Consider the following 511-nt stretch of genomic DNA (forward strand, 5'->3'; position numbering starts at 1 on the left):
GAACCCAAGACGGTGGCAGATCAAAGCCGTCTTAATGAGGCCCTGCAGCGCCTGTCGGAAGAAGACCCGACCTTTCGGGTCAAAGTGGACGAAAGCACCGGTCAGACCATCATCTCCGGGATGGGCGAGCTTCATCTCGATATCCTGGTGGATCGCATGATGCGGGAGTTCAATGTGAGCGCCAACGTGGGCAAACCCCGTGTTGCTTACAAGGAATCCATTTCGCACCAGGCGCAGGCCGAAGCCATCTTTGACCGGATGCTGGGCGGTAAGCCTCAGTACGCACGCGTTGTCCTGGAGGTCGAACCGGCGGATCCGAAAGAGGGCGTACGTTTTGTATCAGCTCTACGCCCCCATACCCTGCTTCCCAACTTTGTGGAGGCAGTGCGCGTGGGGGTGTTAGAGTTGTTGGATGCAGGCGTGCTGGCCGGGTATCCGCTGGTGGGGTTGCAGGTAAGTCTGGTGGATGCGACGATGCAGCCCGATCTATCCAACGAAATGGCTTTTAAGG

At 57.9% G+C, this 511-nt stretch carries 1 pseudogene; it reads left to right on the forward strand.

Annotated features, from left to right (window positions below):
- Positions 1-511, forward strand: a pseudogene (gene fusA, locus AC01Y6_RS11280) (elongation factor G); the annotation flags it as partial.

It is taken from the genome of Thermus sp. (genome assembly GCF_056332225.1).